Annotated in this window: 28 protein-coding genes and 1 other annotated feature (1 of these 29 only partly in view); of the genes, 4 read left to right on the top strand and 24 right to left on the bottom strand. The window is 60.3% G+C overall.

The features are described from left to right. Nucleotides 1-106, bottom strand: a binding site (T-box leader); it reaches 146 nt to the left of the window's first position. Nucleotides 107-388: 282 nt separating this feature from the next. From O9H32_RS04200 to O9H32_RS04110, 19 genes are all read right to left on the bottom strand, one after another. Continuing rightward, nucleotides 389-1177: a class I SAM-dependent DNA methyltransferase gene (locus tag O9H32_RS04200; protein ID WP_269864608.1), complete on the bottom strand. Its 789-nt coding sequence runs from the start codon at nucleotides 1175-1177 to the stop codon at nucleotides 389-391. Nucleotides 1178-1253: 76 nt separating this feature from the next. Continuing rightward, complete coding sequence (locus O9H32_RS04195; protein ID WP_269864607.1) at nucleotides 1254-2153, bottom strand: CvfB family protein; 900 nt, start codon at nucleotides 2151-2153, stop codon at nucleotides 1254-1256. Then, nucleotides 2150-2494, bottom strand: a complete 345-nt coding sequence (gene rsfS, locus O9H32_RS04190) for a ribosome silencing factor (protein ID WP_269864606.1) — start codon at nucleotides 2492-2494, stop codon at nucleotides 2150-2152. The genes O9H32_RS04195 and rsfS overlap by 4 nt, the downstream gene beginning before the upstream one ends. A gap of 188 nt (nucleotides 2495-2682) precedes the next feature. Beyond that, on the bottom strand, nucleotides 2683-3264 hold the full coding sequence (gene yqeK, locus O9H32_RS04185; RefSeq protein WP_269864605.1) for a bis(5'-nucleosyl)-tetraphosphatase (symmetrical) YqeK: 582 nt from the start codon (nucleotides 3262-3264) through the stop codon (nucleotides 2683-2685). After that, on the bottom strand, nucleotides 3254-3841 hold the full coding sequence (locus tag O9H32_RS04180; RefSeq protein WP_269864604.1) for a nicotinate-nucleotide adenylyltransferase: 588 nt from the start codon (nucleotides 3839-3841) through the stop codon (nucleotides 3254-3256). The genes yqeK and O9H32_RS04180 overlap by 11 nt, the downstream gene beginning before the upstream one ends. 40 nt (nucleotides 3842-3881) lie before the next feature. Continuing rightward, complete coding sequence (gene yhbY / locus O9H32_RS04175) at nucleotides 3882-4175, bottom strand: ribosome assembly RNA-binding protein YhbY (protein ID WP_269864603.1); 294 nt, start codon at nucleotides 4173-4175, stop codon at nucleotides 3882-3884. Nucleotides 4176-4218: 43 nt separating this feature from the next. Further along, on the bottom strand, nucleotides 4219-5109 hold the full coding sequence (gene aroE, locus O9H32_RS04170; RefSeq protein WP_269864602.1) for a shikimate dehydrogenase: 891 nt from the start codon (nucleotides 5107-5109) through the stop codon (nucleotides 4219-4221). Nucleotides 5110-5193: 84 nt separating this feature from the next. Further along, nucleotides 5194-6300, bottom strand: a complete 1107-nt coding sequence (gene yqeH, locus O9H32_RS04165; RefSeq protein ID WP_269864601.1) for a ribosome biogenesis GTPase YqeH — start codon at nucleotides 6298-6300, stop codon at nucleotides 5194-5196. A 10-nt stretch (nucleotides 6301-6310) separates the two neighbouring features. Beyond that, nucleotides 6311-6805 carry a YqeG family HAD IIIA-type phosphatase gene (locus tag O9H32_RS04160; RefSeq protein WP_269864599.1) on the bottom strand — a complete coding sequence of 165 codons (495 nt, stop codon included), beginning with the start codon at nucleotides 6803-6805 and terminating at the stop codon, nucleotides 6311-6313. Nucleotides 6806-7024: 219 nt separating this feature from the next. Next, nucleotides 7025-7594, bottom strand: coding sequence for a manganese catalase family protein (locus O9H32_RS04155; RefSeq protein WP_269864598.1), 570 nt, complete (start codon nucleotides 7592-7594; stop codon nucleotides 7025-7027). A gap of 12 nt (nucleotides 7595-7606) precedes the next feature. Next, a complete protein-coding gene (locus O9H32_RS04150) occupies nucleotides 7607-7879 on the bottom strand; it encodes a spore coat protein CotJB (protein ID WP_269864597.1) in 273 nt (90 codons plus the stop codon). 1 nt (nucleotide 7880) lies between these two features. Continuing rightward, the gene (locus O9H32_RS04145) at nucleotides 7881-8123 is read right to left on the bottom strand and encodes a spore coat associated protein CotJA (RefSeq protein ID WP_269864596.1); all 243 of its coding nucleotides are present in this window, start codon (nucleotides 8121-8123) and stop codon (nucleotides 7881-7883) included. Between the two features lie 141 nt (nucleotides 8124-8264). Next, nucleotides 8265-10493: a transglutaminase TgpA family protein gene (locus O9H32_RS04140; protein ID WP_269864595.1), complete on the bottom strand. Its 2229-nt coding sequence runs from the start codon at nucleotides 10491-10493 to the stop codon at nucleotides 8265-8267. Further along, the gene (locus tag O9H32_RS04135) at nucleotides 10490-11734 is read right to left on the bottom strand and encodes a DUF58 domain-containing protein (protein ID WP_269864594.1); all 1245 of its coding nucleotides are present in this window, start codon (nucleotides 11732-11734) and stop codon (nucleotides 10490-10492) included. The genes O9H32_RS04140 and O9H32_RS04135 overlap by 4 nt, the downstream gene beginning before the upstream one ends. A gap of 4 nt (nucleotides 11735-11738) precedes the next feature. Next, nucleotides 11739-12698 (bottom strand): AAA family ATPase, encoded by a 960-nt coding sequence (locus tag O9H32_RS04130; protein ID WP_269864593.1) that lies wholly within the window; start codon nucleotides 12696-12698, stop codon nucleotides 11739-11741. Nucleotides 12699-13012: 314 nt separating this feature from the next. Beyond that, entirely contained in the window at nucleotides 13013-13378 is a 366-nt protein-coding gene (gene spoVAE, locus O9H32_RS04125; protein WP_269864893.1) for a stage V sporulation protein AE, read from the bottom strand. A 4-nt stretch (nucleotides 13379-13382) separates the two neighbouring features. Next, the gene (gene spoVAD, locus O9H32_RS04120; RefSeq protein WP_269864592.1) at nucleotides 13383-14405 is read right to left on the bottom strand and encodes a stage V sporulation protein AD; all 1023 of its coding nucleotides are present in this window, start codon (nucleotides 14403-14405) and stop codon (nucleotides 13383-13385) included. A 3-nt stretch (nucleotides 14406-14408) separates the two neighbouring features. Continuing rightward, entirely contained in the window at nucleotides 14409-14888 is a 480-nt protein-coding gene (spoVAC, locus tag O9H32_RS04115; protein WP_269864590.1) for a stage V sporulation protein AC, read from the bottom strand. Between the two features lie 48 nt (nucleotides 14889-14936). Then, entirely contained in the window at nucleotides 14937-15782 is an 846-nt protein-coding gene (locus O9H32_RS04110) for a DUF421 domain-containing protein (RefSeq protein WP_269864589.1), read from the bottom strand. A 515-nt stretch (nucleotides 15783-16297) separates the two neighbouring features. Here O9H32_RS04110 and O9H32_RS04105 point away from each other — a divergent pair. Next, entirely contained in the window at nucleotides 16298-16465 is a 168-nt protein-coding gene (locus O9H32_RS04105) for a DUF1328 domain-containing protein (protein ID WP_269864588.1), read from the top strand. Between the two features lie 270 nt (nucleotides 16466-16735). Here the strand turns inward: O9H32_RS04105 and O9H32_RS04100 are convergent, their stop codons facing one another. The 4 genes from O9H32_RS04100 to O9H32_RS04085 all read right to left on the bottom strand — a co-directional run bounded on the left by O9H32_RS04100 (nucleotide 16736) and on the right by O9H32_RS04085 (nucleotide 19498). Next, nucleotides 16736-16981 carry a hypothetical protein gene (locus O9H32_RS04100; RefSeq protein ID WP_269864587.1) on the bottom strand — a complete coding sequence of 82 codons (246 nt, stop codon included), beginning with the start codon at nucleotides 16979-16981 and terminating at the stop codon, nucleotides 16736-16738. Nucleotides 16982-17384: 403 nt separating this feature from the next. Further along, on the bottom strand, nucleotides 17385-17939 hold the full coding sequence (locus O9H32_RS04095; protein ID WP_269864586.1) for a L,D-transpeptidase: 555 nt from the start codon (nucleotides 17937-17939) through the stop codon (nucleotides 17385-17387). Nucleotides 17940-18115: 176 nt separating this feature from the next. After that, complete coding sequence (locus O9H32_RS04090; protein ID WP_269864585.1) at nucleotides 18116-18667, bottom strand: lysophospholipid acyltransferase family protein; 552 nt, start codon at nucleotides 18665-18667, stop codon at nucleotides 18116-18118. Between the two features lie 129 nt (nucleotides 18668-18796). Next, complete coding sequence (locus tag O9H32_RS04085) at nucleotides 18797-19498, bottom strand: Crp/Fnr family transcriptional regulator (RefSeq protein ID WP_269864584.1); 702 nt, start codon at nucleotides 19496-19498, stop codon at nucleotides 18797-18799. Between the two features lie 313 nt (nucleotides 19499-19811). Here O9H32_RS04085 and O9H32_RS04080 point away from each other — a divergent pair, with 313 nt between their 5' ends. The 3 genes from O9H32_RS04080 (at nucleotide 19812) to O9H32_RS04070 (ending at nucleotide 23826) form a co-directional block, all read left to right on the top strand. Further along, nucleotides 19812-20198 (top strand): response regulator, encoded by a 387-nt coding sequence (locus tag O9H32_RS04080; protein ID WP_269864583.1) that lies wholly within the window; start codon nucleotides 19812-19814, stop codon nucleotides 20196-20198. Then, nucleotides 20198-21112, top strand: coding sequence for a hypothetical protein (locus O9H32_RS04075; protein WP_269864582.1), 915 nt, complete (start codon nucleotides 20198-20200; stop codon nucleotides 21110-21112). The genes O9H32_RS04080 and O9H32_RS04075 overlap by 1 nt, the downstream gene beginning before the upstream one ends. A gap of 257 nt (nucleotides 21113-21369) precedes the next feature. Then, entirely contained in the window at nucleotides 21370-23826 is a 2457-nt protein-coding gene (locus tag O9H32_RS04070) for a TPM domain-containing protein (protein ID WP_269864580.1), read from the top strand. A gap of 146 nt (nucleotides 23827-23972) precedes the next feature. On the opposite strand, the gene O9H32_RS04065 is transcribed toward O9H32_RS04070, so the two are convergent. Beyond that, on the bottom strand, nucleotides 23973-24182 hold the full coding sequence (locus O9H32_RS04065; protein ID WP_269864578.1) for a hypothetical protein: 210 nt from the start codon (nucleotides 24180-24182) through the stop codon (nucleotides 23973-23975). Nucleotides 24183-24413: the final 231 nt, after the last annotated feature.

Raw genomic sequence — 24413 nt, 5'->3', positions numbered from 1 at the left:
CCTTCTGGCTCCAAGACGAGTTCACTGCTACCGCCGCCGGTTCGCACCTTCCACCGGCTCTCTGATCGTACGGTCCTCAGCTACTGCTTCTCTTCACAGCCTTGTGAAATTGTAAAGATATTTTGTAGATCCATCCAATTAGCATTCATTATAAAAGTAATTCTTCCCTCATGTCAAGCGGCAGAGCCCTCCCGCAGGGTTATCTTCCCTCTGTCATGCCCATACTGGGTACCAAAAGGACTATGGAGGGGAACCTGCCATGCGAGGCTTACTGAACGGCGCCGCCTTATCGCTGCCGCTGTGGGGGATTATCCTATGTATCGTGCATCTGATTCTCGGGTTGACCCGGTGAACCGGTTGGATCTACTTCACTTTACTTCACTTTACTTTACTTCACCGCTGCAAAAAACGCGCGCCGCGTCTCTTCTGTCGCCTGTTTGAACATAAAATCCCCGTAACAGACCACCTCGCGGAAACCGGCAGCGCGAAGCTTCGATTCCAGCCAGGCGAGCGGATACGCCCGCTGCGTATGGGTCTCCTCGACACGGGTGAATCGCCCGGACGGCGTATCGTCGCCCCTGGAGTTCTCCTCATCCTGCACGAAGATCGTCAGCGCATGCTCGATCTCACTGCGGCTCTCGTCGTACTCGGACGTCCAGATATAGGCGATATCCTCGTCGTTCAGGAAGAACGGCTGGCTGGCCGCATAATCGATAAGCTGCTCCGCCGTGTGCACGTCGAACACAAAGACGCCGCCCGGCTTCAGCCCGGCATAAGCCTGCCTGATCGCCTGTTCCACATCGTCTTCCTCCAGCAAATAGTTGAAGCAGTCGCAGAACGAGATCACCGCATCCGCCGGGCGGCCGAGCTCCCAGTCCCTCAGATCCTGCTGCAGGAAGGTCACGCTGCCTCCCGGCGGCAGCGACCGGCTTGTCTTGGCGTCATCCGCTTTCCCCTGCGCTACGGCCAGCATATCCTCCGAGAGGTCGATGCCGATCACCTCGTACCCCATCTGGGCCAATGGAACCGCAATGCTGCCGGTCCCGCAGCCGAGATCCACCACCGTGCGGGGCTGGCCGAATTTATCCCAGCAGCCCCGGGCGAATCTCACCCACTCCTCGTACGGCATGTCCTCCATCAGCCGGTCATACACATAGGAGAATCGTTCGTATGCCATCTTCCCGTGCCCCCGATCCCGCGTTACGGTATAAATTCTTATCTATAATAAAAGAAAACCGGTTCCGAAGCAGCGCTCACTCGGAAACCGGCTCTTGCCCTTCTTGCTTCAGGTAGGTCCAGCTGCCCTCCTGGTAGACCAGGCCTTCCTTCATCAGCTTGCCCAGGGCCCGCTTGAAGGCCGACTTGCTCATGCCGAAGCGCTGGGAAATGAGGTCTGCCGGCGTCTCGTCCGAGAACGGCATCGCTTTGTTATTGCGTCCCTGCAGGAATTCCAGCAGCTTGTCCGCATCTTCGCCGCGTCCCACTTCCTTGCGCTCGCGCATGGAGCAGTTGACGTTGCCGTCTTCGCGTACGAACGTAATGCGCACGCTGACCTGCTCGCCCAGACGCAGCAGCCTCGAACGCTCGGAGGAGTGGATAAAGCCGATCACCCCGAAGCCTACGACGCCTCCGTCGCATACGACGAACGTCCCCATCTGGAGCGGCTTGTAGACCCTCGCTTCCACGGTCGTATTGCGCCAGGAGGCCGGGGCATCGAAGCACAGCTCCTTGAGTCGTTCCTCCCCCGCCACTTTGGCTACCAGGCGACCCTGCCGGTCATGGGTCATCACGACAAATACCTTATCGCCGATCTGCGGACGCAGCTCTTCCATCTCCGGAAGCTCGCGGAACGGGAGCAGCAGCTGGCGGCCGAGTCCCATCTCGAGGAAACAGCCGAAGCGCGGATGGAAATCCGCGACCTCGAGGAGCGCCACCTCGTTCAGCTTGATGAGCGGCTCGCGCATCGTGGCGGCCAGCCGGTCCTGCGTATCGTAGAACAGGAAGGCGTCCACTTGGATGCCCGGCTTCACTTCACCGACCACTTCGCTGTAATGCAGCAGAATATCCTGCGTACCGTCCGTCAGGAAAAAGCCGTGAGGCGAGACCTCACGGGCTACTTCAAGCCGCCGGTTCGTGCCCGCTTCCAGCTTCATACGCGCTCAACCACTTTGGCGTCGGACCACAGACGTTCGATATTGTAATACTCACGGTCGTCGCGGTGGAATACATGGACCACGACATCCCCAAGATCTACAAGCACCCAGCGAGCGGTGTCCATTCCTTCCAAGCCGCGGACGCGCGCGCCCTGCTCTTCGGCCCGTTTGCGGATTTCGGTAGCGATCGCCTGCACCTGCGTCTCCGAGTTCCCGTGGCAGATCAGGAAATAATCGGCGATCAAAGAAATGCCCTTCAGGTTCAAGGCAACGAGATTCATGGCTTTCTTGTCTTCGGCCGCATCGACCACCAAGGCGAGCAGTTCATCGGGTTGTATCATTAAGTATCCTCCTAATTGCAATTGGTAAGCCGATTATCAGCTCAATTGTCAAGCAAATTGCAATGGCACTGCCGCAGTCTACGGCGGCCATTGTCAAGCATATTGCAACCGACGGGCCTGTAAAGCGGCCCTAGGTTGTCAAGCATATCGCCATGGCCCAGCCGTCTACGGCGGCCATGGCCTTACCTCTATTCTTCTGCTTCCGCAGCTTCCAATTCCATAATAAGACCATTTCGGGCCGCCAAGGTCAGCGGATACACCCGTTTGCGCTTCTCGAGCAGAAACGAGATCGTACCGTCGAATCCGGCAAGCAGCGCCTTCTCTAAACTATGTTCGGCGTTTTCCCGAATATTATGCACGCCCGGAAAATCCCGGCCGGGCTCCATATAATCGGCCAGGCAGACGACTTTGTCCAGCAGCGTCATGCTCTCGCGGCCGGACGTATGATAGCGGATGGCATCCAGCACTTCTTCGTCTTCCACGCCGTACTGCGACTGCGCCACCCAGGCTCCCGCATGGGCATGCCACAGTTCTTTGTCGTACCCCAGCAGATCCTGCGGCAGTCCGTTCTCCCGGATGACCCGGGCCTGCTCGTCCACACGCCAATATTTGCATACGTCGTGCAGAATGGCGGCGAGATCCGCCTTGGCGGGATCCGCGCCGAAGCGCTCCGCCAGCAGTACGGCCGTCTCCATCACGCCCAGCGTATGGATCCAGCGCTTCTCCGGCATCTGGGAGCGGACCGATTCCATCAGCTCTTCACGTTTCATACAGCGAGTTCACCTCGATATACTCATTTACCCGGTCCGGTACGCGGTAACGCGCGGACAAGCCTTCGGCCCGGCGCTGCCGGATCTCCGTCGAGGAGAGCTCGATCTGCGGCATAGGCACAAGCCGCACGGCTTCACGGATCGGTCCCGGCAGCGTATCGTACCCGGTCGAGTAGCCGGGACGCTCCAGCCCAATGAACGTGACCAGACCGATCAGCTCCTCGATGCGGTACCACTTCGGCAGGTACTGTACCATATCCGCGCCGATGATGTAGTGGAAGGCATAGCCGGGATGCTCCTCCCGCAGCATCGACACCGTGTCGATGCTGTAAGAGATCCCGCCCATGCGCAGCTCCACATCCGACACGCGGAACCGGGGATGCCCTTCCACCGCAAGGCGCACCATCTCCAGCCGCTGGGCGGCCGTCGCCCCCGGCTTGCGGTCTTTGTGGGGAGGCACATTCGTAGGCATGAACCACACCTCATCGAGTTCCAGCGCAGTGCTGACGCTGTCCGCGGCAAGAAGGTGTCCGATGTGAATCGGATCGAACGTACCGCCCATCAGCCCGATTTTCATCCCAACCTCTCCTCTCCCGGGAGTTGCCTCGGATTAGTCGCTAGACCGGAAGCTCGATCGTCTTATGCTCGCGGGACTCCTTGTAGAGCACCACGATCTTGCCGATCACTTGAACGAGCTCCGCCTCAGCCCCATCCGCCAGCTGCTGGCCCACTTCGTTCCGGTCTTCCATACAGCTGTTGAGCACGGTAATTTTGATGAGTTCGCGCGTTTCGATCGCCTCGTTGATGTGGCGGATAATATGTTCGTTCACGCCGCCCTTGCCCACTTGAAAAATCGGGTCGAGATGGTGGGCGAGCGATCGCAGATGTCTTTTTTGTTTGCCTGTCAGCATGATGTCTTCATCCTTATCTTGTACTCTAGATTGGTTTGGTTCACTAAGCCCCGCCGGTGTCGCCGAACGAAGCCAATACCGCTTCCCGCATGGCGTTCACCGGTGCCGGCTGACCTGTCCAGTATTCGAACGCGTAGGCGCCCTGGTAGATGAACATGCCGAGACCGCTGTGCACGGCAGCCCCCCGCTTCACCCGGGCTTCCCGCAGGAAGCGGGTCTCCAGCGGATTATAGATGAGGTCGCTCACGACATGGTCTCCCCGGATCAACGAAATATCCATTGGCACCTCATCGACGTTCGGGTGCATCCCTAGCAGCGTGTTATTCACGATGAGGGCCGCGTCTTCCGCCAGCCGGTGAATCTCGTCCAGCCCGTGGCCGCTGATGCTGGCAATGCTGCCGAGGGAGGCGGCAAGATCCAGCGCCTTCTCCTTGGTACGGTTCGCGATGTAGATATGTTCCGCGCCCTCCCGGGCCAAGGCATACCCTACCCCGCGTGCCGCGCCGCCCGCTCCGATCATGAGCACCTTGCGGCCCTTAAGCACGATGCCGGTCTCTTCTTTCAGCGACCGGATGTAGCCGATGCCGTCGGTGTTGTAGCCGACGAGACGGCCGTTATCATTGACGATCGTATTGACCGCCCCGATCACCCGGGCGCCTTCGTCGATCTCATCGAGATAGGACATGACTTCGAGCTTGTGGGGAACCGTCACGTTCACTCCGCGGAATCCGAGCGCACGGATGCCTGCTACGGCATCGCCCAGCGTGCCGGGATGAATATGAAAAGCGCCGTACGCCGCATTGATGCCCGCTTCGGCGAACGCCCGGTTGAGCATGACCGGCGACTTCGAATGGCGAACCGGATCTCCGAAGACTCCGTACAAAATCGTGTGGCTGTCCAGTCCCTGCTTACTCACCTGCACCAGCTTCTCCATTAGGTAGCGTTCCTCCTGCATATACTTGGTAACTCACCCGGCTCACGCGTCAGACGATCGCCGCCGCGGTGGATGCCGCCCTCGTCAGATCAGAGACTCCCTGACGGCCACCTTCACGCCGCGGGGCACGTGAATCGCAAGCTCGGCCCCCTGCTCGCCGTTCGCCCTCACCCAGCCGAGGCCGGAGATCGACACATCGAGATTACCGCCCTTCGGAATGCGGATCGCGTGCTTCGTCAGCTTCGGCAGCTCGTCCAGTTCGGCCAGTACGGGAGGCTGCAGCAGCACGCCCTTGTGGTTCTCGTAGAGCTCGTCCGCCTTCTCGAGCTTGGTCCGGTGCGCCTGAAGCGCATTGGACACATAGAAGGTGAACGATTGGCGTTCTCCCTGAAGAAAATCGAACCGCGCCAAAGCGCCGAAATACACCGACTGCCCGCTGTTGAGCTGAAATACAAGCGGCTTGACGGGTTTGTCCGGCATCACCTTCATGAGATCCTTTTTGTTCACAAGCTCCGTCAGGCGGTGCTTGTATACGATGCCCGGCGTATCGATAATGGAGGCCCCGTCATCGAGGGGAATGCGTACGAGATCGAGCGTGGTTCCCGGATACTGCGATACGGTAAGCTCCGCTTCCAGATCGCTGTAGTCGCGGATCAAGCGGTTGATGAGCGTGGACTTGCCCACGTTCGTCGCTCCTACCACGTAGATATCGCGGCCTTTGCGGTGCACATCCAGTGCCTCGATTACCCGCTCGAAGCCCATATTCTTGCGCGCGGAACACAGGACGATCTCGGCGACCTTCAATCCGGCTTCCTTCGCCTGGCGCTGTACCCAGTTCAGGATGCGGTTATAGTTGGTAACTTTGGGGAGCAGATCGATCTTGTTCACCACGAGGATGATCGGGTTATTCCCCACAAAACGGGCAAGACCCGAAATCAGGCTGCCCTCGAAGTCGAACAAATCGACGATATTGACAACCAGCGAATCCGTTGAGCCGACATGGCCGAGCAGCTTCAGGAAGTCGTCCTGGTTCAGGGTAATGCCCGAAGCTTCATTATAATTCTTGATGCGGAAGCACCGCTGGCAGATCACCGGCGTACGGGCCAGAGCCTGTTCGGGCACGAAGCCGAGGGCATCTGGATTCTCCTGCTGCAATACCACGCCGCATCCCGCGCAATTCTTGTTTTCCAAGTGTGTATTCCTACTTTCTCATGAACGTTTGGGCAGCCTTCTCGAGCCTGCGGTTAACCTTGGTGAAAAAACCTTCGTCCGACGGCGAAATGGGAGTGACGAGAATCGTGTGCAGCCCCATGCGATTGCCACCAAGCACATCGGTGAGCATCTGGTCGCCGATCACGACCGTTTGGGCGGAGCGCAGATTCATCATGGTGAGCGCCTTGCGGAAAGCCGCGGTAGTCGGTTTCTTTGCCCGGTAAATGAAAGGCAGGGATAACGGCTCCGCGAACTTGGTCACCCTTGTCCGCTGGTTGTTCGACACGACCACGACCTGAAACCCGATCTGACCCACAACCTTCAGCCAATCGATCAGCTCCGGTGTGGCGAGCGGCGCTTTGGCCCCAACCAGCGTATTGTCCAAGTCCGTAATGATGCCCCGATATCCCTGCTCGAATAGCTCCTGCAGATTAATTTCGTATATCGAATTGACATGTTGATGCGGAATCAGCTTTTTCAGCAATGCGTTCACCTCGTAAGACGATAGGCTGTATACGTCAAACTATACCATAGATATCTAATTCCTTGCAAAATGGTTCTGCGCGCCCGCACCAGGCCGGAACGGTTCATCCGGACGCCGTTTCCCCTCTCGGCCCTTCCAAATTATCATTCCAATTCCCTTAACGAAAAAAACCGCGGGTCTCCCCGCGGGCTTGTCCTCTCCTGTGCGGAGCGGAAAGTTCTAGAAAAATTTCTGGGCCGCCTGGTCTTCCTTCAGCATCTCGACGGCTTCGCGGAAGCGCATGGAGTGGACGATCTCCCGCTCCCGCAGGAACTTCAGGCTGTCCTGCAGGTCCACATCATCGGTCATATCGATGAGCCATTGGTAAGTGGCGCGCGCTTTCTCCTCCGCGGCGATATCCTCGTAGAGGTCGGCGATCGGATCGCACTTCGCCTGTATGTAGCTTGCATTCCACGGTACGCCGGACGCATTCTGGTAGAAGAGCGCATTGCCGTGGTTCGCATAATGGTCGCCGAGCCCTGCCTCCCGCATCTGCTGCGGAGTAGCGTCCTTGGTCAGCTTCAGGATCATGGCGGCGATCATCTCCAGATGGGAGAATTCTTCCATCGTCACATCCGTGAGCAGACCGACCACCTTGTCCGGGAGCGAGTACCGCTGGTTCATGTACCGCAGCGCGGCCGCAAGCTCTCCATCCGCTCCGCCGTACTGCTCCATGAGGTATTTCGCCATCTGGGGGTCGCATTTGCTGACGCGGACCGGATACTGCAGTTTTTTCTCATATACGAACATAGTCTGCTCCTCCTATACTTGCCATGGCCATGGCGTGGTATTCCATTCAGTCGGCTGCTCGGCAAGGCTGCGTCCGTTATGAAGCAGCGGGCCGTACTTGCGCTCGAAAGGCTCCACCAGCTCGAGCCGCTGGGCGGACAGCTCCTTGTACTGTACCAGCGCTTTCTCGTCGGCGGGATGCGTATCGAGATAGAGCTGCAGCTCGGTGAGGACAAAATCGATTGCCTGCAGCTCCTCAAGAGCGGTGTAATAGGCCTGCGGCAGCGGTTTCGGTTTGGCTGTCATCTTATCGCACCTCCTCGTATCGCTTTGGTTCATAAGGACTGTACAAGTCCGGCCACAGCGTCCCCTTCTTTAGGGCTTCTTTCGGGCTGAACTGCTCGAGCCCTGCCGGCTGGTAGGCGATGAACAGCTGGGGAGGGGTGATGAACGTTTTCTCCACAATCGGCGGACAAGGGTCGAACTTGCCAGCAGGCGTATAATACACACGGGTCTGCTCCTGCAGCTTCTTTTTCTCGGCGTCGGCCATAAGAATCCTCCTTCGTTCCCTTCCGGGACAAGTGATATCTATCTCCTTTACCACAAATTCACGAAAGAGAATCACAAAAAAAAGAGCCGCTCCCTCCGCGAACGGAGGGAAACAGCTCTCCCGGGACGGTCACCGCCCCGCTTATAATTGCGAACGCAGCTTATCGATCAGCATCGTCGCCGTCTTGTAGTCATCCTCGGTAATCTCAGCCTTGCCGTACTTCGCTTTCTCGAACAGGCCTAGTACCGTCTCGGCATCGACACGCATCCACCGGCTCTGCTTGGTCCAGCGCGCCACGGCTTCACGCAGCGTCTCGTGCTCTTCCCGCACGTAGCCGCTCCGCCGGAAGATCCGCAGCATCCGCTCGCATTCCACGATGATCTTCTGCTTCAGGAGCGATGCGCGGCGGCGGCGGGCCCGTTCTCTCCAGAGCTCCACCACCTGCAGCTTCCAGGCGAGAAGAACGGCGAGGGCAGCCAGCACGGTCACGCCGGCGGCGATCACAAGGCCATGGCCCTGCTCTTCATCCGCCGCCGGTTCGGGAGCGGAGGCCTCCGGTTCGGGAGCCTCGGCAGGCTGTACCGCCGGAACGTCCGGCAGCGTCGCGCGCGGCATCGAGAAGCCGGCGGTCGGCTCGAACGGCACCCAGCCATAGCCGCTGAAGTACACTTCGACCCAGGAGTGGGCGTCGGCGTTGCGGACGGTATACGTCCCCGCCGCATCGGCATCCATCATCGCCTGGCCCGGAATGAGGCCCATGATCTCGGCCTGGTCGAGCGGCGTGGAGCCGGAGGAATAGCCCTTGACCCAGCGCGCCGGCAGACCGACCGAGCGGGCCATGACGGCCATGGCGGACGAGTAGTAATCGCAGTAGCCTTCTTTGATCTCGAAGAGGAACCGGTCTACGAAATCGCGGCTGCGCGCCTTGCTCAGATCCGGTTTGTTCGTGTAAGGGAAGGTCGTCTGCAGGTACTGCTCGATCTTCTTCGCCTTATCGTACGGATTCGAGGCGCCGGCCGTAATGTCCGCCGCCAGACGCTTCACCCGCTCCGGCAGGTTCGCCGGCAGCGCTAGGAATTCATCGGCGCCGGGGGGCGTTCCCGCCGGCAGCTGGCGCAGCGCGGCTTCGTCCACCACCGGTACCTGGGAGACGATCTGGTACGTCTTCGGATACGGCTGCCGCTCGCTGAAGCGCAGCTCTCCCTGCGCGGCGGACCACTGCAGCGGCTCGAAGCCGTTCTTGAGGTTGTTGACTCCGGTCACCTTCTGGATGCTGTAGGCGCCGAACAGCACGGGATAACGCTGCTCGGTCAGCAGCGTCACCTGCTGGGTGACCTCCACCGTCTTCATGTTCCCCGAAGGAAGCCTCGGATCCGAGGCGAGCACATTGTCAACCCTGACCGGACTGCGCGCATTGCGCCGCTCCGACTCGCTCTCGTCCCAGCCGCGGCCGGTGTAGAGCGACCGCGTCTCGCCGCGCCAGTAGGAGCGCTGCGAAGTCTCTATCTCCATCACGGGCGTATAGTCGAATTGGAAGCCGCCGCCGAGCGCCGCATCGCTGCGGCTGTACCCTGACGACGAATCCATCGCCTCCGTCGGCGGCACCGTCACGCCTTTATCCGTCGTGAAGTTCATCGGCTCCCCGCGGAGGCTGCGCCAAGCCGTGTAAGGGTCCGTCAGCGACGGGCCCACCTCGGGCATCATGGCACCAATGAGCACCGTCAGCGAGACGAGGCCGACGACCGGCAGGGCGATCGAGGACGGATAATCGGCGAGATGCCGCCAAGCCGCCGGATCCCTGCGGCGAAGCTGCGAGAAGTGGCACAAGATCAGCAGGAACAGACCGCAGCCTACGATCACGGCCACCTGCGGCCACAAGTACACCGCGGAGAACGAGTCGCGGATACAGAGCAGCGTGACACTGGCCACCAGCAGCAGATAGATGCGCCATTTGGCTTCCACCCACCAGATCATGAAGTGGTATGCGGCCCAGGAGCCGAGTGCGAACCACAGATACGGCGTAAGCTCATACAAGTTCAGGAACAGCCTGGAGGAGAGGAAGCTCGTAACGGGCATGGTCTCGACGATCCCGGAGCTTTCGAGCACCGTCACGTTCACCCCGAGGATCAGCAGAAACTGCAGCAGGCCCCGTACGAGCCAGTGCATCCGCTGCAGGTGCTCCAGGACGCAGACGATCAGCAGCGTAAGCTGGGCGATCCGAACGGTCTCCGGAAGCCAGAGGCCCTCTTCCTTGCCGAACCACAGCGTGAACTGCAGCAGGATCAGCCCGCTGAGCACAAGGGTCAGCCGGTGCGGCCAGTCATCCCAGAAGAACCGCCTCATCGCGGAGCGTGTGGATGGGGTTCTCATTTGCTTCTCCCCCCCAACAATCCGGGCAGCTCGGAGAGCGCGTTCACCGGATAACAGCTGATGCCGCGGGTCTGCAGCTGCCTCGCCCACGCCTCCTTGACCGAAGGCTGGGGCGCAATCCACAAGTGGCAGGGATTCATCCCCTGCTGCTTCAGCCAGAGCAGCAGCTGCAGCATGCCCTCTCCCGCCTCCGGCGAGATCAGAGTGATGAAAGAGCCGGGCACAAGACGCGCGACACGGGTCTTCAGCACCTGCCACACGGGATGGGCGCCGTCCGCCTCCACGTCGATGAAATGCTGCATGAGCGCATGCTGCTGCGCCTGGGCCGATTTGGGTTCAAAATACACGTGGTCCGCTCCGCTCGATACCAGACCGAGCGACAGACCGCGGTGCGCCCCGTACTGAAACAGCGAGGCTGCCGCGGATACCGCAAGCTCCAGCTCTTCGGGATCGTCGTAAGCCTTCGCATGCCGGTCCAGCACGACGTAGGTCTTGGGGAGGGATTCGCGCTCGAATTCCTTGGACTTCCATGTGCCGGTCTTCGCCGTGGCGTTCCAGTGAATGCGGGACAACCGGTCCCCGTAATTGTATTCGCGCACGCCGTTGATCTGCGTCGTCTCCCGGACGGCACGCGTAGTGGAGGAATGGTGGTTCGTGCCCTTCATCATCTGGTGGAACTGCTGCCACTCCCGGATCGGGACGGTCTGCGGCATTACGGCCATGCTCTGCGGCAGATCCAGCTCGCCGCGGTGCTCGAAGAGGCCGAAGATGTCTTCGGTCACGCACTCGGTGCGGCCGAACGTATAGTGGCCGCGGCGCATGGCCGGCGTGCGGTACTCCCACTCCGCGCGGCGGCGCCAGTCCGGCACGACGGTCGCCTCGAAGGTGAGCTCGCGGCCGCTCTTGTGGTACAGGCGGTCCTTAACGAAGAGATAAGGCATCGGCCAGAAGCCGGGAATGCTCAGCTCGATCTTGACGCCAAGCGAGGTGCCCGCCTCGATGACCGAGCCGAAATCGGTATTGTTCAGAGTCCGGCTGCCCTGGGTGCGCTTGATTCCGCTCCACTGCCCCAGCAGCAGGTAGACGCTTAGGATCAGCATAATGACGAACAGCATGAGCGCCAGCTTCCCGCCCTGGAACAGCAGGAAGCCAAGGCTGCCGAGGAAGGCGCCGAAGACAGCCCAGAATTTGCGGCTGAACCTCGGGAGCTCCGCCAGCTTGTGGGCAAAGGTCATCCGCATGTCCTCACCTCTCCAGGCGGACCGGCACCTTCACCTGATGGAACACGGATTGGAGGACGCTGCCGACCGTAGCTCCCTCCATCCGGGCCTCGGCCTGGAGAATAATCCGGTGTCCGAGCACATACGGCGCCAAAAATTTGATATCGTCCGGGAGCACATAATCCCTGCCTTTGAGCAGCGCATAAGCCTTGGCCGCCTGCACCATAGCCAGCGTGGCCCGGGGGCTGGCCCCCAGATAAATGGCGGGGTTCTCCCGGGTCAGGCGGATCACCGACACGAGATAGTTCGCCACCGCTTCGTCGAGATGCACCTGCTTGACGAGCGCCTGAATGGCGAGAATCTGCTCCACTTCGGCCACCGGCTCGAGGGAATCGAGCGGATGCGATACGCTTTGGGACACGATCATCCGGGTCTCCGTCTCCGCATCGGGGTAGCCCATGGAGAATTTCATCATGAAGCGGTCGAGCTGGGCTTCCGGCAGAATATAGGTCCCTTCGAAGTCGATCGGGTTCTGCGTGGCGAGCAGCAGGAAGGGCTTCGGCAGCTCGTGCGTGGCGCCGTCCACGGTAATATGCCGCTCCTCCATCGCCTCGAGCAGGGCCGACTGCGTCTTCGTCGTAGCCCGGTTAATCTCGTCGGCGAGCAGAATATGCGTCATGATCGGACCCGGGCGGAAGAGGAATACTTCCTCCTTCGGATGATAGATGGAGACGCCCGTTATATCGGTAGGCAGCAGGTCCGGATTGCACTGAATCCGGCGGAACTGGCCGTGGATCGATTTGGCTAGCGCTTTGATCAGTACGGTTTTGCCCGTACCCGGAACATCTTCTAAGAGCACGTGCCCGCCGGCCAGCATGGCGGTGAGCAGCAGTAATATTTCGTCGGTTTTGCCGAGGATGCAAGCTTCGAGATTGGTTTGAATGCGCTTAAGCACGGCAAGTTCTTCACTAATGACAGTTTCCATTGACGTCCGGCCTCCTCGATGAGTTGTACGATGAGCTGTAAGATGAGTTGTACAAAGTATATACGCAGCAGAATAAAAAAGGTTATGATTCCCGGCGGATTGACATCAAAATGTAATATAACATCACGCATACAACACCCTCTATTGTACAGGAAGGGTCCCTGGCACGTATACGGATAAAATGGATGAATTCTTTTGGGAAATTGTGCTGTCCCGGTACAAGGCGGACACGCGAAAAGCCCCGGAGAGCCTGCTGGTGCAGGTCATCCGGAGCCTAAGGAAGAAGGGAATCCACCGGCAACATAAGGGGCCGGTCAGCCCTGCGGCCGGAATGCCAAAGCGGCCAGAAACGAGAAGATGATCGCCGCCGAGATGCCCGCCGACGTAATCGAGAAGATCCCGGTAATGATGCCGATCGGACCGTCTTCCACAAGCTCGGTCAGGGCACCGTGCACCAGCGCGTTCCCGAAGCTTGTGATCGGCACGGTCGCTCCAGCTCCCGCGAAGTCGGTGAGCCGGTCGTAGACGCTCTTGCCGCCGGCCGGAATGCCGTCGAGCAGTGCGCCGGCCACCACCAGCGCACTCATCGTATGGGCAGGCGTCAGCTTCTTCACATCAATGAGCAGCTGGCCGATGACGCAGATCGCGCCGCCGACCAGGAAGGCCCATAAGAACTGCATGGCATCATCCATTCTGCACCTCTCCTCTCTCGATGGCCACCGCATGGGCTATTCCCGGGATGCTCTCTCCCTGCTGGAAGGAAAGCGGCGAGAGCAGCGCTCCGGTCGCCACCACCAGAATGCGGTTTAATTCTCCTTTTTTCATGCGCTTCAGGAGCGGCCCGTACGTCACGGTCGCCGAGCAGCCGCAGCCGCTTCCCCCCGCCTGCACATTCTGCTTCTCAAGGTCATAGATCAGCTTGCCGCAGTCCTGGTAGAGAGTCTGCGTCATATCGATGCCCCGCTCCCGGAGCAGGTCGCAGGCAATGTCGTACCCTACCGTGGCCAGATCGCCCGTCACGATCAGATCGTAATAGCCCGGCTCCCGGCCGAAGTCCCGGAAGTGCGCGGTCAGCGTATCCACCGCCGCCGGTGCCATGGCCGCGCCCATGTTGAACGGGTCCTTGATCCCGAGGTCGATGACCCGGCCGATCGTCGCTCCCGTCACGACAGGCCCGTCCCCCTTCAGCCCGAGCACAGCCGCCCCCGCTCCCGTTACCGTATACTGCGCGGTAGGAGGCTTCTGGGAGCCGTATTCGGTCGGGTAGCGGAACTGTTTCTCCGCCGTGCAGTTATGGCTGCAGGTGCCGGCCATGACCCGCTCTCCGAAGCCCGAGTCGATGATCATCGAGGCGATGGCCAGCCCCTCCATGGAGGTGGAGCAGGCACCGAAGATGCCGAGGTACGGAACCTGCATCGTCCGCACGGCGAAGGAGTTCGAGATGATCTGGTTGAGCAGGTCTCCTCCTACATAGAACTGGAGCTGCTCCTTCGGCATGTTTGCATGCTTCAATGCCAGTTCTGCCGCTTCCTCCAGCATCTTTTTCTCGGCCTTCTCCCAGCTGTCCTGTCCGATCTTCGTGTCCTCATGGACCACGTCGAACTGATCCCCGAGGGGTCCCTTGCCTTCATCCGGACCAACGACGGACGATGTGCCCAGAATAACAGGCCGTCTCTTGAATTCCCAGCTTTGTTCCCCGATCAGCATCGGTCAGCCAACCCCCCATCCGAAGATCCAGTGCACGATACCTACGAAAAAGGCGGCCACGACACCGAACACGATGACCGAGCCGGCCAGCTTGAACATATTGCCTCCCACGCCAAGCACATAGCCTTCGCTCTTGTGCTCCAGCGCAGCCGAGCAGACCGAGTTGGCGAAGCCCGTGACCGGGACCGCCGAACCCGCACCGGCCCATTGGGCGATCTTATCGTACACGCCAAAACTTGTCAGAAGGACGGAAATGATAATAAGGACGGCCACCGTAGGGTTGCCCGCCGTCTCTTTGGTAAACCCGAATCCGTGAATGAACAGCTCCGTCAAGCCTTGTCCGATCAGGCAGATGAACCCGCCCACCAGGAACGCCCGAAGGCAGTTGCGCAGAACCGGACGGGCCGGCTCCTTCGTTTTGGCAAAATCCTGGTACTGCTTTTTGTTCCATTGGGCCTTTCCGTTTTTCACATTCGTTGCCATGGGCTGAACACTCCTTTCTCCGCTGCCTGCTTCCGCACGCCATGCTTCCTACACGTTCTCAACCCGCCGGATAATGTCTCCCAGCATAGAGGCGCATTCGGCATAGACCTCGTCCGCCTGGCTGCTGTCCTTGCTCTGTCCCTGCGCTATCAGGTATGATTCACACTGCTTCAGGGCGGTCAGAAGACCGGAGGGGGCCTGAAGGACCGGCGGCTTGGCTCCATCCTCGTACAGATCTATATACAGCTTCCCCTTGGCGTCGATCTGGGCGAGAAAAACATCCTGTACCGTTAAGCCCTGCTTGTCCAGCTCTCCAAATAGCCATTCCCGGGTCATACCCAAGCTGCACATGGCGTCGTCCATCAGATGACCGTCCATAATGACCGCCTGCGGGATGCATTCGTCCGCGGCTCCCGCGTCTTTGGGCTTCAGCTTCTTGGCCTCTTCCTTGGTCAGAATGCTGAGCTCTCCGCTGGCCTCCAGCATGGCGAACTCCACATCAGCCAGACGAAACACCTTCTTCGTCCTCAGTTCCTCCATCAGCTCGTCCGAGGAAAAGCGCTCCTTCCGAAGGTTATCCTCCAGCACTTTGCCATGCTGGATGAAGACCGTTCCCTTGCCTTCGAGCACATCCCGCAGCCGCTTGTTCTTCAGGGTGAGGTGTTCTAGGAACAACGGAACCACAAACCAGACCAGCATGGCGGTAATGCCGTGAATGAAGTGAGCCTCCAGCTCCGTCGATATGAAGCCGGCCAGCTCCCCTATAACGATCCCCGTGATGTACTCGAAGAAGCTGAGTTGTGAGATCTGCTTCTTGCCCAGCAGACGCGTGATGGTGAACAATACGGCGACGGCAGCAAGCGAGCGCAGGCCAATATGCCACCAATCTTCCATAGGTACCCTCCCTTCTCCGGCAGTGCATTGCAACATATACATTATGAGCTCCGCCTGTCCAAGTTATAGATGGGAAGAAGATGAAGATGTGGAAAAAAGGGACAGCGCTCCCCTTATCTGCGGGCAGGGTAGGGCACAAGGCTTTCGCCCGGAGAGTTATGGGCGGGAAGAAAAGACAGGCTCACCCGGCCGCCCCGGTGGCGGGGCAGCCTGGCGGATTCACACGAACAACAGCAGGACAATCAGCAGCAGAATAAATAACACGAGAATAAGAACAAGCGCTTCGTATAGTTCCACTTGGGGGCCTCCTAAGCGTGGTTTCCACCGTACACCCACTCTATGCCGCCGCCGTGCAATCGGGCCAGGCGGATGCCCGCCGCAGAGCATAAAAACCAAGCTTATACACACCATGGCGCGCTTCTCCCTTGTTTCGGCCTTCGAAGGCCGGGGTAAACTCATGGCAAGCAAACTCAAGGCGGAAGCCGCGGTACACACGGACGGAAGGGGGTGTTCTCATGTTCTATTGGTCGTTCGTATTCCTGCTGGTCGCCGTGGTGACAGGCGTGTTCGGTTTCCTCGGGATGGCGGGCATGGCGGCGGGTATCGCCAAAAGCCTGTTCGTCGTGTTCCTGATCCTCTTCGTCGCCAGCTTCTTCATGGGACGGGGGAACCGGGCCCGTTGATCCGTAAAAACACAGCCCCGACACCGGCCTCCCTACAGGAGGCCATCCGGACATGAAGAAGAGGCCTCCCGTAGAGCGCTTACGGGGGCCTCTTTGTGGTTCGCTTACCGATAGGGAATGTCACCGAAGGGCGAAGGCGGCGCTTCACCCTGACCTGTTCGCAGCGAAGGGCGGCTTACTACATGGAAAGAGCTTCATGGAATGAACTTCACAGAACATAGCTTCATAGAACAAAGCTTAGATGGAATGGAAGCGCACGCGAACCGCTGCTCAGCGGAAGCGGCGGAATACCAGCACTCCCGGCACGCGGGCGATCAGCCGGAATCCACTTCGGACCAGGCAGCGTACGGCCGGGCCGAGACGGCTGCCCGCAGTAAGCAGGGATGTGCAGGGAGCCGCGCTGCCGATGACGCTGCTGCCGGTAATCTCCCGCCGGCCGGTCAGGGGGTTGCGGACCACGCGAAGCGTAACCACATCCGGAGGCTGAGGAATGCGGGGACGCGCCATATCGATCATCTCCTTCCCTCTTAAGCTACTACCAGTAGATGCTAGAGGAAAGAGATCGGAACCGGACGAACATGGAAGGGCACCAATTTTGGATATTCATCCTTCGGTACGGAAAAACGGAATGCGGAAAAAGGACCCCTTGCGGAGTCCCTTCCAACGGTGAAATGAATTTGGTATTGCCTTGAACCTCGAACCTCGCTTCGGTCTACCTCACCCACACTACTGCAGCACATGGACTACATTAACGTGTCTTTGGCACATCCCTCCGCTCTATCTCGAGTCAGAAGCAACTTCTTGTGTATACTCCATTGATGCACTCAACGGTACCACACCTCGCTCTTTCACCGTTGATATTATATTGCACCGATCCCCGCCGTTCTATACGCTGCTTTCTTAAAAAGATGCGATAAGGTTATTTCACTATGACCACCGTGCCCAAGGGGAGATGTCGGTACAGCCATTCGATATCCCGGTTGTGCATCCGGATGCAGCCCGAAGATGCACTGCTCCCGATCGAATAGGGACGGTTCGTTCCGTGGATGCCGTAAGTATAGCCGCCGGTGCCGGGCACATTGAGCCCCATCCACCGGCTTCCGAGCGGATTGGCGGGATCGCCGCCCGGGATCTTCTTGCGCACATACCAGGGCTTCTTGATCTTCGTCACGATATGGAAGGTTCCGGTCGGCGTAAGCCAGGCTCTCCTCCCGGTAGCCACAGGGAACGTCCGGTGAACGGTGCCGTTCATATACAAGGTCAGCCTGTTCGCTTTCTTATCGATGACGACGTAGACGCCCTCCTCATCCAGCCCTGCAGGGGGAGCTCCCGGACTCGCCGCGGCTGGCGGCACAGGCGGGGCCGCATAGCCTGAAGATACCGCCAGGCACAGCAGACCCAGGAACATCCACGGCAGGAGCAGCAGAAGCAGTAGCGGCCTACGCCAGGGTTGATGCGTACAATGTCTCTTCAAGGCACGGTCCTCCGATAGGTTCTAGCGATTCACGACCTAGCTTCCCACGCGCCGGGAAGACGTATTCCCTCCCGCCCCGGAGCGCCCCCGGAGGCTGCCGGATAAAAGGGCTCAGCCCGGAAACTCAAAGGTCCCCGGGCTGATGACGTGTTGTGCCTATTCTCTCCTGACGTGCTTTACGCTAACCGCTTGATGGCATCGGACACCTGGCGGGCGATCTCCTCGTAATCCTTGCCTTCCACCGTCAGCGGCGGCCCGAAGGTGACCGAAGCGCGGGAGAACCAGCCGCCGGACGCCCCTTGGATCCTCACCGGTACGACCGGCGCGCGGCTCTTCGCGACCAGAAACCCGATCCCCTTCTTCGGGTCCCCCATCTCCTCCGATTGCGAACGCGTTCCTTCAATAAATAAGGAGAGCAGGCAGCCTTCTTCGACCAGCTTCAGGGAATGCTTCAGGGAACGGATATCGGCACTGCCCCGCTTGACGGGAAAAGCGCCCATCTCCGCAATCACCCAAGCCCCGATCCGGTTCTTGAAGAGCTCCTCCTTCGCCATAATATACATCTTGCGCGGCGTATGTACTCCCACCAGCAGCGAATCGTAATTGCTGCGGTGATTCATGGCCAGAATGCACCCTTCCTGCGGGATATGTCGCACGCCTTCCACACGGATGCGAAATCTCAGGTAGAGCCATAGTTTGACGGCATTCCGAATGATCCAATAAACCACTTTCACTGCTCCTTCAGTCCGGTTCTCCGGGGAGTCGCCCCCTGGGATATCAACCTTCCCATCATAACACATTTGGGAAGGGCCCGGTCCCTTTCTTGCCGGCTGTCATCGTTCCCCCGCCCGAGCCCCTTAGATGCGGCAGAGCTCCAGCGGAATCTCCGTTCCACCGACCATGTCCTTAAAGAACGCATCGTCTTTGATCGTCAGGTAGCCTTTCTCAAAATCCAGGGCGCCTTCTGAGCGGTATTCGGAGATAAGGCGGTTGACGCTCTCCCGGGTCGACCCGATCATATGAGCAAGGTCGGTATGCGTCAATCTCATGGAGATTCGCACTCCGCGCTCGGTGCGCATCCCACAGGAGCTCGCCAGACGGATCAGCGTCGCGGCCAAGGCACCGCTCTTGCCGTACAGAAGCAGATCGCGCAGCTTGGTCTGGGCCGCCCGCTGCATCAGGCTCTGCCACTTGACGAATTCCACCGCGAAGTCGCCGCTCGATCTCATGAGATCTTCCAGATCGCTCAAGGAGATCACGCCGAGCGTCACTTCCGCCAGGACGACGGCATCGTAGCCGAAGCTCATCGCCCCGGGATCGCCGAACTCCCCGAACAGGTCGCCGGCCTGGGCAATCTGCAGGATGATGGACCGTCCGTCTTCCGTCGACTTCATCAGCTTGACAGCGCCCTTTTTGACAAAATACAGCTTGTCCGCCATATCGCCTTCCCAGAACAAGTGGGAGCCTTCGGAAGCGCGGTGGGGAACCATGACTTTCTCCAGACGCTCCATGTTGGCGGGGGACAGAAACTGTGGAATATGATAAGGACTGTTTGTCATCGTCTGTTTTGTCGCGGTTTGCATAGGGATCATCATCCTTTGTATGGGAGTTAGGGCTTGCAGTTTTTGCAGGCCGGTGTCGAATCTTGGAAGTCTGACCGCTCTTTTGTCGTTAAACCCATACTAACAGACCTATTTTAGGAAACTGTTAGGATCGAATTAGAAGTTTGTTATTTTACCGGAAGGGAAGCCCGGATTGTTAAGTATATCGGGGGAGGCTGCCCTCCGGCCGAAAAAAAATGGTAATGATCCGGAGAGAAGTTGACGATAATACAAAAACAGGAAGCATGAAACCGCATGGGAGCGTGGGACAATGAAAGCCGAAGATTTAAGAATACTGTTATGTGATGATTCCCTCCTCGTCCGCAAGAAGCTGAAAAGCGCCTTGGAGGAGCAGGGCTACACCCGCATCAGGGAAGCGGCCGACGGAATCGAGGCCGTCGCGCTCTGCCGGGAAGAACGTCCGCAGCTCGTACTTATGGATATCGTCATGCCCCGCAAAGACGGTATCGAAGCCTTGAAGGAAATCAAAGAGCTCGATAAGGGCATTCATGTCGTCATGGTCTCCTCGGTCGGGACCCAGGGCAATCTGATCAAGGCGCTGAAAGCCGGAGCGGACAACTTCATGCAGAAGCCCGTGACGATCGAGGCCCTGAACGAACTCATTCACAAACTGGCGCAGGATCGGAGTGATACCTGATGTTTGCACAATTCTTTGGCCAATACCTGCTGTCGCAGGGCCTGCTGACCTCCTCGCAGCTCTACGGGGCACTCACCGAGCAGAAGAACGCAAGACCCAAGCTCGGCGTCCTTGCTATCAACCACGGCTGGATGTCTGGAGCGCAGGTGGAAGAAGTGCATGCGGAGCAAATGCGCAAAGACAAGCGCTTCGGCGAAATCGCCGTAGAGCTGGGCTACCTCCGCGAGGAACAGGTACAGGAGCTGCTCACCTCACAGAAGAGCGAGCACCTCATGCTCGGCCAGACCTTGATCGACCAGGGCCTCATGACCTATGAGTCGTTCTCTGAGGTGCTCACGGCGTTCAAAGAGGCCTACAGCCTCTCGGATGAGCAGTTCTCTTCCATCCTCCAGGGCAGCGTCGAGACTCTCGTGTCCGCCGTCCTGCTCAAAGACGGCACGCCGGCCGGCGAATGGCTCCCCGGGTACGTCTCCCTGTTCGCCAAGAATCTGATCCGCTTCGCCGACAGCGGCGTGCGGCTCGAGATGGCGATCGCTCCCCGTCCCAGTGTCTACGAATGGGTATTCTACCAGGAGATTACCGCCCCGGGCGCGGCCGGCGCCGGCTATACGGCCATTGCAGGCGGCGAGGCTTCGATGCTGAAGCTGGCCTCACGGTTTGCCCAGGAAGAGATCGGAACCCCCGGCGAGCTCTTCGAGGCGGCCGTAGGCGAGCTGCTTAACCTGCATAACGGCATCTTCCTCGTGAACATGTCGGACCGCGGAACGGAGCTCGGCATGGAGCCGCAGCAGGCGTCCCGTTCCATCCCCGAGGACACGCTGTCCCGGCTGCAGGCTATCCGGATCTATGGAAGCGACTATGAAGTCGACCTTCTGATCTCCGATCTGACGCCGCTGCTCCGGCAGCCTTCCTAAGAAGATACCAAAGCCCCGGCTTGCCAAGAATCTCCTTGGCGGGCCGGGGCTTCTTGCTGTTGGTGCCAGGAACCGGGCAGGCCCGGGAAGGGGACAACTCAGCGTGCATCCCGCCGATCCTTGCGGCACGGCGGCGCTTGACCGCGCGGAGATTGGTTTAAATATCCTAAAGCTCCGTGTATGCCGCCTGCGTATGCTCCCCGGTCATCCGGGGAGGCACCCGTACCGAATTACAGCCTGTAAAGTGGAGGATGCCTATGAAAAAGATTGCGATATTCACCCTCTCCCTGCTGCTTCTGCTCGGCCCATCCGTCTCGGCCTCGAGCGTGCCGCCGATGAACGGGCATGTGCAGGATACCGCCGGCATGCTGCCCGGCCGGTCCCTCTCCGAGCTGGAACGTACGGCCGAAGGGCCCTACACCTTTCATGTCCTGACGGTCAGCTCCCTGGAAGGCCAGGAGCCGGAGGCCTACGCCGCATCCGTCTATAGGACTTGGAACCTGCAGCGCCAAGACGTGCTGGTCCTTCTCTCGGAGAGCGACCGCCGCATCGAAGTCCAGTTCAACAATCCGGCTCTGCAGCATCGGCTGGATGCCCTGCCCGCCGACTATGACCGGGACGGGAAGCGCGAGAGCGCCATCGACGAATGGGTCGGGGCGCACTTCATGCCCTATGCGCAGCAGGGCGACTTTGCCGGCGGGCTGCTCCATCTGATGCAGTCCGGCCAGCAGCTGGCCGCCGGGCCGCCGGGGGCCGCAGGCGCTTCCGGCGGCTTCTCCGGCGCCTCGGCCGGTGCCGGCACGGGACTCGGTGCGCTGCTCGCCGGAGGCGTCGCCGTGCTGCTCGCCGTGCTGCTCGTCCGCACGTTCCTGCGGCGGCGGAAGCTGGCCGCGCTGCAAGAGGAGCAGACCGGCGCGGCCAAGAAGCTCGTCGTCGAGATTAGCCGGACGCAGGAAGCGCTCACGCCGATCCGCGATCTCTACCCCGGCGAGCGGACCAGCGAATCGGCAGACGAGCTCGAGGACGGGCTGACGGCACTCTCGGCCGAAGTCCAAGAAGCGCTGGAGCGCATCCTCGGGTACGCTATCCCGCTGTTCGGAGCCAGCACGGCCGGGCGGGATTTGGAAGCATTCCGCGCAGAGCTCGCCGCCTTCCGCACCCGGTTCGAGGAAGCCCGGCGGCAAGTGGACCATCTGGCCGGACTCGACCGCTCCATCTCCGAGGACATCGGCAGACTGCTCGAGAAGGTGGCCGCAGCCGAAACGCAGGCCGCCGAACTCTCCGCCCGCCATGCCCTGCCGATGGACGAGCTGAAGGCCGGCCTGGCGGGCATGCGTGAAGGGTTGAACCGCTCCGCGGCGCTGCAGGTGTCGGACCTGCTCGCAGCGGAGGGGGAGGTGCTCCCCCTGCAGGAGAAGCTGGCCGTGATCCGCTCGGGGCTGGACAAGCTGCCGCACCATGTGGAAGAGCTGGAGGCGCTCCCTTCCCGGATCGCTGCCGTCCGCGGGGAGATCCGGTGGGAGCTCGAAGCTGCCGGCCTCCGCCCTGCCGAAGCTTGGGACCCGGAGGCTCCGATCGCCGAAGCAGAGCAGACCGGCGCCGCCATGCAGCAGGCGCTGGAACGGGGCCTGCTAGCCGAAGCGGAGAGCGCCTCGGCGGCCATCGCCGGACTCCTGGAGCAGGCCCGCGGCGAAGCGGCCCGGCGCACCGCGCTGCGGGACGGCGTGAAGGGCGACCTCGCGAAGATCGGGGCGGCGCTGGACGCTTATGCCGCAGCCGAACGCGCTTACCCGCAGGAGCGCACGAGAGCGCAGGCCGAATTCGCGGAGAAGCATTGGTCCGCTTCGGAAGGCAGCTTCCGCGCCTTGAAGGCTGCGGCGGACGGACTGCGGCAGGGCCTGGAGGCGCTGAAGCCGCTCGCCGGCCCGGAGACCCAAGCCTACACGGAAGCCCGGCGGCTCGCGGACGGACTGCTCGGGCAGCTGCAGAACGCCGAGGCGCTGCTGGCGGACGTGCGCTGCGTATATGCCGCCCCTTCGCGCCGGCTGCAGGAGCTGAGGGACGAGGAAGCGCAGGCTTGGTCCCTCGTCCGCAGCGGCACGGCGCTGGCGGAAGCCCGTTCGCTCCCGCTCCACGCGCAGGGCAGCAGGCAGCTGGCCGAGCTGGAGCGGGGGCTCCACGGCCAAAAAAGGCAGCTCGATGCCGCTCTGGCCGCACCGCCCTATGACCTCGATGAGCTGGGCTCGCTGATAGCTCGTCTCTCCACCGATGCGCGGGCGTATCATGCCTCCATCACGAGGATGGCCGAGGAGAAGGAACAGGCCGAGCGGATGCTACGCGAAGTCCATGCCCGGTATCAGGCCGTGGCGCTCCAGTCCGGCTCGCGGCTTGCGCATACGGGCTATACCCGCAGCTACGCTTCGAATATGAGCGAGATCCAGAACCTCCTCCTGCTCGGCCTCTACGGGGATGCGCTGCAGCGCCTCACAGCGGCCGACCAGGCGGTCTCCCAGCTCGGCATGGCGTATCAGGCGATGCTACAGGAAGAGCAGCGGCAGCACCTGCAGAGACAGCGTTCCGCCGATTACAGCGGCGGCTGGGGCGGCGCTCCGCGGCCTTCCTCCGGCGGCGGAAGCTGGAGCGGCGGCTCGCGCTCATCCGGTGGAGGCAGCTGGGGCGGCGGCCGCAACTCGTCGGGCGGGGGCGGCTGGTAACCCGTCTGAACCGGTTGGGCTGCTCCCGGCAGGAACTCTCCCGGCACCCGGCTCCGCGCACACGAAAAGCCGTCCGGCTTATTCACCGGACGGCTTTTCGTGTGCTGTCCACTATACAATCAGGCGTGGGAAGGATCGGGAGCGGCTTAGCGCAGCGTCTTGCGAGCAGATTCGATCAGGAGCTTGGCCTGATCGATCGTGCGGAACGAACGGTCGATCTGTTCGGAGTTCCGGTGCACCGCACTCCGGATGTTATGATAATGCACCGTCGCTTTGTCCACGACATCCAAGCTGACATCCATTAACTTGTCCGTTCGCTGCGTGACCTGCCCCAGATCTTCTAAGGGCATCTGCATACACGGCACCTCCCTAACCGGGCCTTTGCTGTCAATAAGCAGACCTCCAGGCTATTTACCCAGAGGACGTACTATTGAAACAGAGGGAGGGCCTAGCCATAAGTCACACCTTCATGCGGATGCCCGCTTCTTATTATACTTCCCGAGCCCCAGGAAGAAGGAAGTAAGCGATCGGGCCATGATCCTGCCCGGATAAGAGCCTGCAGCCGGCAGTACGAAACCCGCATGGTC

It is taken from the genome of Paenibacillus caseinilyticus (assembly GCF_027533645.1).
Taxonomy (GTDB): Bacteria; Bacillota; Bacilli; order Paenibacillales; family NBRC-103111; genus Paenibacillus_G; species Paenibacillus_G caseinilyticus.
This window is presented reverse-complemented; position numbering and strand designations above follow the sequence as displayed.